Origin of the sequence: Paenibacillus sp. MY03 (assembly GCF_002165585.1) — a bacterium.
Classification (GTDB): Bacteria; Bacillota; Bacilli; order Paenibacillales; family Paenibacillaceae; genus Pristimantibacillus; species Pristimantibacillus agaridevorans.
Window position 1 is genome coordinate 1 of sequence record NZ_MXQD01000119.1, and the last position, 1,577, is coordinate 1,577.

Below are 1,577 nucleotides of genomic sequence, written 5' to 3' on the forward strand. Positions count from 1 at the left end.
TCAGACTGTTGAATAACCTCATTTATGCGGCAGGGGTTTGAGTTACGGAACGACATTTGGTGTTAATTGGTAAAAATAGCGCGTGTCCATGTTGTAGACCGCCAACGTGCGCCTCCTTTCGAGCCAGATGCCGTGCAATTTTCTTCAGATTTTGGGAAATTGCCGTCATCAAAGACTGCTCCCGCATTTTGTTTATCCCGCGGAGCCTGCTTCGACGATAGCCATGAAGATTTTTTGCATCTGCAAAGCTTCGCTCAATCGTTTGGGCACGAAGTCTATACAGTGCTTCACCTTCTGGGCTTTTGCGGTTAATCATCACTTGTTCTTTATGCTCTTCCCAAATATGACGCTGAATCTTACGTTGCTTATTTTCGGCCTGCGTGCACTGTGGCAACATCGGACATGAAGCACAACTATTGGGGGCGGAAACGTATTCCCGGTAACCTGCACGATTCGTGGTGTAGTAGCTCAGTTGTTGTCGGGCTGGACAAATGTAAACATCTTGTTCCGAATCGTAGATGAAGTCACTCTTTGCCAATAGTCCCGGTGTGCTGCTTGCCTGTCGATAGTTGATGACCGGGAAAATATTCATCTCCAATGTTTTTTTGCAAATGTAGGGCGTCATATAGCCGGAGTCCAGTAACACGGCCTCTAATGTTGTATCAAAACCAAAGGTTTGGATTTGGCGTTGCAGTCGCTCGAGATAGACGGTGGAATCGTTCACGTTGCCAGATGTCACATGAACGTCTGTGATGATATTGAATTTGTGATCCACGGTGCGATGGTCGAGATAATGGAACCCTTCTGGCTTATTGCGGCGATTCATAAAACCACAATCCGGATCTGTTGTACTGACTTTATGTTTGGTGACTTCCACCTCCTCTTTCGGAGCTAAAGGCTTTTTTTCGTGAAGTTCTCGATCCTCGTTCACGGCTTGATGAAGTTCTTCCAGATACTCGTGAGGCGTCTTCTCGATGACCTGCACGGTATAGGCGTTATTGTTGGCATCGGCTCGAACATGCGTCGAATCGGTAATGAGTACGCGGCCTGCCACCATGTGGTGTTGCATCGCTAAACGCACAACTTCTTCAAAAATCTCCTGAAACAGGTTCGTTCCCGCAAAACGGTTGTTTCGGTTAAAACTGATCGTTGAATGGTCGGGTACCTTGTCTACGAAACGCAGTCCCAAAAACCAGCGGTACGCCGCATTAGGAAAGATCTCTTTTTCTAATTGGCGCTCAGAACGAATATTGAAGAGGTAACCAATGAGCATCATTTTGAACAGGACGATGGGATCGATAGGTGGTCTTCCCGTTGTTGCTGTGTAATAGGGACGCGTTAACTCGGTAATAAAGGAGAAATCGACATGGTCGTGAATGACTCGAAGAAGATGATCTTGAGGCACCAATTGTTCCACACAAACCAGTTCCATTTGATAATCGGTTGAAGAGTCTGACTTATTGGTGTTCCGCACGATAACCACACCTTTCGAGTACAATTTATCACCTATATTATAACAAATTAACGCGTTAATTTGATGAACGATTTAAAGATTGGTGGGTTTCTCAACAGTCTGA

At 45.7% G+C, this 1,577-nt stretch carries 1 pseudogene; it reads right to left on the reverse strand.

Annotated elements, in window-relative coordinates:
* Positions 1–115 precede the first annotated feature (115 nt).
* Positions 116–1,432, reverse strand: a pseudogene (locus B1748_RS36170) (IS1182 family transposase); the annotation flags it as partial.
* Between the last annotated feature and the right edge of the window lie 145 nt (positions 1,433–1,577).